The organism is Pricia sp., assembly GCF_041745955.1.
Classification (GTDB): Bacteria; Bacteroidota; Bacteroidia; order Flavobacteriales; family Flavobacteriaceae; genus Pricia.
The window spans coordinates 23,078-29,077 of record NZ_JBGTHY010000549.1 but is presented as its reverse complement, the minus strand read 5'-3'; the positions used below and the strand labels follow the sequence as shown (position 1 = coordinate 29,077).

Here is a 6,000-nt window from a genome sequence, read left to right as displayed (position 1 = left end):
TCGGTTTATCGGGGTAGGATTTTGAGATTTTATGCAGTTCGAGAATCTTGCTGCCGACACGCTCCATATTGATTTCCAACTGTACCTCGTGCTCTTTACGCCGCTGGCTCGCCTTTGCCTTGATCTCCTGAAAATCGTCGATACGGGATTTTGACTTCGTAGTCCGCGCCTTGGGCTGCTTGCGCATCCAGCTCAGTTCTTTTTTGAAGAGTTGCTCCGATTTGTGCTGTTCCGCGGATTCCTGTTCGATCCGGGCTTCCTTTTTTTCGAGATAATAACTATAATTGCCTTTGTAGGGGTAGAGTTGGCCGTTATCGAGCTCAATAATCTCGTTGCAGACGCGTTCCAGAAAAAAGCGGTCGTGGGTGACCATGAACAGGGTCATATTTTCTTTGGCAAAATAGTCCTCCAGCCACTCGATCATCTCAAGGTCCAAATGGTTGGTGGGCTCGTCGAGTACCAACAGATCCGGTTTGTTGATCAGGGCATTCGTCAGGGCAAGCCGTTTTTTTTGTCCGCCGGAAAGCTCGCCCACGTTGGCGTGCAGGTCTTCCAGCTTTAGTTTAAAAAGGATTTGCTTGTAAAGCGTCTCGAAATCCCAGGCGTTATAACGTTCCATTCCCTCGAAAGCGGATTGGTAAGCATCGGCATCCTCGGGATTTTCCAAAGCCTTTTCATACTTGTGAATGACTTTTAGAATCTCGTTGTCCGAAGCAAAAATAGTCTCCTCGACTGTCAGATTCGGGTCAAGATCGGGCTCCTGCTCTAAAAAGGACATTCGGATGCCCTTGCGGTAATTGACCTGCCCGCTATCCGGCGAATCTGCGCCGGACATAATATTGAGTATGGACGTCTTGCCTGTCCCGTTTTTGGCAATCAACGCGATTTTTTGGTCTTTGTTGATGCCAAAGGAAAGATCTTTGAAGAGCACAAGCTCCCCGAAGGATTTGGAAATATTTTCTACCGAAAGAAGATTCATGTATTGGTTTCGATTAAGTTAAAATCTGCCGACGGCAGGCAGGTATGTGCTTTAGGGCATTGCAATTTAGTCATGCGATTTTTGGGGTTTGGTACGACCAGAACAGAAAAAGGTATCGAGCGCCCAGGGCCAACCATACCAAAATCAATAGCGGCGAGAAAACTTGTACACCGAACAGCCACAACACTGGGGTAAGGGCAAGTAAGACCAATAAAAGTAGGACGTATTTGGCGACCCAGTTCGGCCCTCTTTTTTGCGCGGCGATAAAGGCAAGGATCAAATTGAGGGGAAAGGCCCATAAAATATTGAAGTTGCCCGCGGTGGCGGTGTGATCGGTAAAAAACCAAAGGAAAACTATGACCATCCCCGCCAAACCGGTTACAAAGAAAAGGATAAAATCGAGCCACCGCCGTCGGGTGTTGGACTTAAAATCCGAATAGGTCAAAATCAGTACCGTTACAAGAAATACCGACAACCAAAAGGTGGGGGAAAGGAAAAAAGGAAGGGGGTTGTCGACCGGTGCGTAATCTAAAACTACATTTGGCTTTGAGGCCAAAGGTTTTGTGCCTAGTTGCGCCTGGCCCATCTGTTTCATAACATATTCAGGTAAGAACATATGCTCTTTGGGCGTTGCGATATCATCGATAACCGAACCTAGGGCCAGATCGATGCCGAAGCCGGACCAAGAGTTGATCGGTACATTTTGGTGGATGAGCTGTCTGTGGGTGTATAATTCGCTCAAATAATTCTCGTCGAGCGTTAGTTTGTCACCATAGACCTCTTTGAGCACGTCCCAAATTTTGGTCGCGCAGTTATTATAGAAGAAATCATAGGTATAGTCCCGGTTTTCGGGTAGATAATTGGTTTCGAGAAATTGAAAAAGAGATTTTCGCTGGTCTAGTGTAAGGTCGAGTACCTGTTCCTTTATCCAGCGTTTTTCTTGTTCGTATCCCAATAAAAAATAGGGAAAACGCTGCCGGGCCAGCGTATAGTTCAGTTTACCACGTGCGAATTTGGTGTAAAAATTCGGGGTAGTAAAATCGAACGTCCCATAATTATATACCGCGTCGATACCCAAGGTTGGGTCTTGGACCCGAATGGCGGTATGCCCAAAGGAAGAGTACAGCTCACTACCCGAACCCGCCGTAAGCACACTGATTTTAGAAAGTGGGGACAGTTTAGTTTCCTGGGAATATAACCCTAACGAGAAGCCAAATACTAATAAAAAAAATAATTTCTTCAATGGCATTTCAAACACTCAATGATTTAATGGCGCAAATATCCGAATAAATTACGGGCTGGCGTGATTCAGGGGAAATTGTATTATTTTTACGAACCGCAAAGCATTTCCATGAAAAGACACATTCCCAACCTGATTACCCTCCTCAACGTATTCTGCGGCTGCATCGCGACCGTATTCGCCGTGCTGAACCAATTGGAAATGGCGGCTATTTTTGTATTTTTGGGAATATTCTTCGATTTCTTCGACGGCCTTGCCGCACGGGTCTTGAACGTGAAAAGCGAACTTGGCCTACAACTCGATTCGTTGGCCGATGTGATTACCAGCGGCTTGGTGCCGGGTATCGTGATGTTTCAATTATTGGGAATGTCAATGACCGGAGGATGGAACGCTGGCGACATGTTGGGTTATGACCGTTCCGAAAACGGACTGTCCATTTTATTTAACCCGCTGCCATTACTTGGATTTCTCATTACCCTGGCCTCCGCATACCGCTTGGCCAAGTTCAATATCGACGAGAACCAGACCTCTTCTTTTATCGGCTTGCCCACGCCTGCGAACGCGCTGTTGATTCTTTCGTTGCCCTTAATTCTACTATATCAAAACAACGATGTTTTGAACGAAATTATCTTGAACCAGTGGTTCTTGATTGGTCTAACCCTATTGAGCACCTATCTATTAAATGCTAAAATCGAACTTTTCGCCCTAAAATTCAAGAATTGGGGCTTCAAGGACAATGCTTTGCGCTATATATTTATCATTATTAGTCTGGTGCTATTGATTACGCTGCAGTTTTTGGCGGTGCCGATAATCATTGTGTTTTATGTGTTGAGCTCGGTGGTGGCGAATTTGCAGACGAATAACGGGTGAGCAATTTATTTCACGGAGTTCCTAAAAATCCAATTTCTTCTTCCGTAACTCGAAATTTTTCCCCAGATAGACTTTCCGCACCATTTCATCGGCCGCCAGATCTTCGGGCAGGCCCGATTTTAAGATGCCGCCCTCGAACATAAGATAGGATCTTTCCGTAATGGCCAAGGTTTCCTGTACGTTGTGGTCAGTAATTAGGATACCGATATTTTTATCCTTTAACTGGGCAACAATCCGCTGGATGTCCTCGACCGCTACGGGGTCAACGCCTGCGAAAGGTTCATCCAACAAAATAAATTTAGGGTCTGTGGCCAAGGCGCGTGCGATTTCCGTTCGTCGCCGTTCGCCCCCGGAAAGTAGGTCGCCCCGGCTTTTTCGGATGTGGCCGAGTCCGAACTCCTCGATCAGCTCTTCCATTTTCATCAATTGCTCCTTCTTACTGAGCTTGGTCAGTTGCAGTACGCTCAAAATGTTCTTTTCGATACTTAATTTCCGGAACACAGAGGCTTCTTGAGCCAAGTAGCCGATACCATTCTGTGCCCTTTTGTACATGGGGAATTTGGTGATGTCCGTCCCCTCCAAATAAATGTTTCCGCCGTTCGGTTTTATCAGGCCGACAATCATGTAGAAAGAGGTAGTCTTTCCGGCACCGTTGGGCCCCAAAAGTCCGATGATTTCCCCTTGATTGACTTCCAAAGAGATTCCATTGACGACCTTGCGCCCTCGGTAGGATTTCATGATGTTTTCGGCTCTTAGTTTCATTTGGCTAAGTTCAAGTTCAATCGCAATTTCAAGTTCAAAAAATTCAAAATTCAATCGCTACTTCGTAGCTGTTCAATGTTCAAAAAGTGAATAAGCCCGCTTGCCGACAGGGCAGGTTTGTTGGTTTATGAGTTTATAAAAATAATTTCACTGCAACCGCAACTTCCTATTTTTTAACCGCTTTCCCCTGCGCCCGACGTTCCTTTTTGGCTTCCCGTTTCAAGACCACTTTCGAAATATAGATGCTTACTTGATAGAGTAAGAGTACCGGCACGGCCACGACTATCTGGCTGGCGACATCGGGGGGCGTGATTACCGCCGAGAGTATCAATACGACGACCAAGGCTATTTTTCGGTATTTTTTGAGGATTTCCGGGGTTACGATACCGACCTTGGTCAGAAAGTAGATGATGATTGGTAGCTCAAAAAGCACGCCACAAGCTAAGACGGCGGCCCTTACCGTACTGATATATGAATCGAGATCGAATTCGTTGAGTACGATCTCGCTGACCTGATAGGTGCCTAAAAAGTTGATGGATAGGGGGGCGACCACGTAATATCCGAAAAGCACGCCCATGAAGAACAGCATTGAGGCGACGAAAATGAAGCCTCTTGAATGCTGCCTTTCCCTAGGATGAAGACCCGGACTGATGAATTTCCAAAGCTCGTAAAGAACATAGGGGAACCCTATAATGAAGCCCACATAAATAGCGGTCCAGATATCGGCCGAGAATTGTCCCCCCATGGTGCGGCTTTGTATGGTAAAGGGCAGCTCGTCTTTGCAAAATGCGGAATCAAAGCCCAAGGAGGTAGCAATATCGCAAAACAACCGGTAAGTGGGAAAATCCATTCTTGAAGGCCCAAAGATAATGGTATCGAAAACGAACCCACTAAATGAAAAGGCGACGATTCCTAGAATAACCACTGCTAAGACAGATCGGATCAAGTGCCAGCGCAGTTCCTCCAAATGATCAAGGAACGACATTTCGTCGGGGGATTTGGTGTTGGTTTTTGCCATTGCGCTTAGTTATAGGATGCCTTCATGAATTAGATTGTGCAAATGTACAACACCGCTATATTTTTTACCGTCCACGCCCAATAATTGTGAAATGCCCCAGTTCTGCATCAGTTCCAAAGCCTCGATGGCAAGCACTTCTATCGGTATCGTCTTAGGGTTCGAGGTCATAATATCCTTGGCGATGAGTCCGCTGATATTGTCGTATTTGTTGAGCATTCTACGGATGTCACCGTCCGTTATGATTCCCACGATTCCATCGTTTTGGATTACCGCGGTAACGCCCAGCATCTTTTCTGAAATTTCTACGATCACCTGCTTGACCGGAGTATCGATATCCACTTCAGGTCGTTGGTTATTGGCAACAATATCGGAAACCCTAAGATAAAGGCGCTTACCCAGGGCGCCACCAGGATGGTATTTGGCAAAATCGGTACTGCTGAACCCCTTGATTTCCAATAGACAGATAGCCAGGGCGTCACCCATGACCAATTGGGCAGTGGTACTGGTAGTGGGTGCGAGATTATTGGGACAGGCCTCTTTTTCTACGAAAGTATTGAGAACAAAATCGGCCTGCTGTCCTAAGAACGAATCGGGGTTGCCGGTCATACCTATCAGTTTATTCTTGCCCCGTTTTATCAAAGGCACCAACATCTTGATTTCCGGGGTACTACCGCTTTTTGAGATACAGATGACAACGTCGTTTTCTTGAATGGTGCCGAGATCACCGTGAATGGCATCGCCCGCATGCATGAATATGGCGGGCGTTCCCGTGGAGTTTAAGGTGGCGGCAATTTTTGTGGCTATTATAGCGCTTTTTCCGATGCCGGAAACGATAATCCTCCCTTTGGATTCTATGATACAGTTCACCGCATCGGAAAATCCTTCGTTGACCAGGGTAGACAAATGGCTTATAGCGGCACTTTCGGTCTCTATCGTTCTTCTGGCTATGGCAAGAATGCTTTGGGCGTCGGTCAAATCAAGATCAATATTAAACGTTTTTATTCTTTGAAGTATACGTACTAAAAATCCAATGGTTTGCTAAAACTATCCAAAAAATAAAATGGATTTTAAAAGTTTGTTTTATCTTTAAAAAGTGGTCTGAAGGATTTTTGTATCCTCACAAAATTACAT

At 45.8% G+C, this 6,000-nt stretch carries 6 protein-coding genes; 1 reads left to right on the top strand and 5 read right to left on the bottom strand.

Annotation, left to right across the window (positions count from 1 at the left end):
• Both ACEW8S_RS19775 and ACEW8S_RS19770 read right to left on the bottom strand, forming a co-directional pair.
• On the bottom strand, nucleotides 1-979 hold a 979-nt coding region (locus tag ACEW8S_RS19775), incomplete at its 3' end, for an ABC-F family ATP-binding cassette domain-containing protein (protein WP_373519830.1).
• A 70-nt stretch (nucleotides 980-1,049) separates the two neighbouring features.
• Nucleotides 1,050-2,228: a DUF4105 domain-containing protein gene (locus tag ACEW8S_RS19770; protein ID WP_373519829.1), complete on the bottom strand. Its 1,179-nt coding sequence runs from the start codon at nucleotides 2,226-2,228 to the stop codon at nucleotides 1,050-1,052.
• A 102-nt stretch (nucleotides 2,229-2,330) separates the two neighbouring features.
• Between ACEW8S_RS19770 and ACEW8S_RS19765 the strand changes: the two genes are divergently transcribed.
• Entirely contained in the window at nucleotides 2,331-3,089 is a 759-nt protein-coding gene (locus ACEW8S_RS19765) for a phosphatidylcholine/phosphatidylserine synthase (protein WP_373519828.1), read from the top strand.
• A gap of 21 nt (nucleotides 3,090-3,110) precedes the next feature.
• Here ACEW8S_RS19765 and lptB read toward each other — a convergent pair whose 3' ends face one another.
• The 3 genes from lptB to ACEW8S_RS19750 form a co-directional block, all read right to left on the bottom strand.
• A complete protein-coding gene (lptB, locus tag ACEW8S_RS19760) occupies nucleotides 3,111-3,851 on the bottom strand; it encodes an LPS export ABC transporter ATP-binding protein (RefSeq protein WP_373519827.1) in 741 nt (246 codons plus the stop codon).
• Between the two features lie 166 nt (nucleotides 3,852-4,017).
• Nucleotides 4,018-4,869 (bottom strand): twin-arginine translocase subunit TatC, encoded by an 852-nt coding sequence (tatC, locus tag ACEW8S_RS19755; RefSeq protein ID WP_373519826.1) that lies wholly within the window; start codon nucleotides 4,867-4,869, stop codon nucleotides 4,018-4,020.
• Nucleotides 4,870-4,878: 9 nt separating this feature from the next.
• On the bottom strand, nucleotides 4,879-5,844 hold the full coding sequence (locus tag ACEW8S_RS19750; protein ID WP_373519825.1) for an SIS domain-containing protein: 966 nt from the start codon (nucleotides 5,842-5,844) through the stop codon (nucleotides 4,879-4,881).
• Between the last annotated feature and the right edge of the window lie 156 nt (nucleotides 5,845-6,000).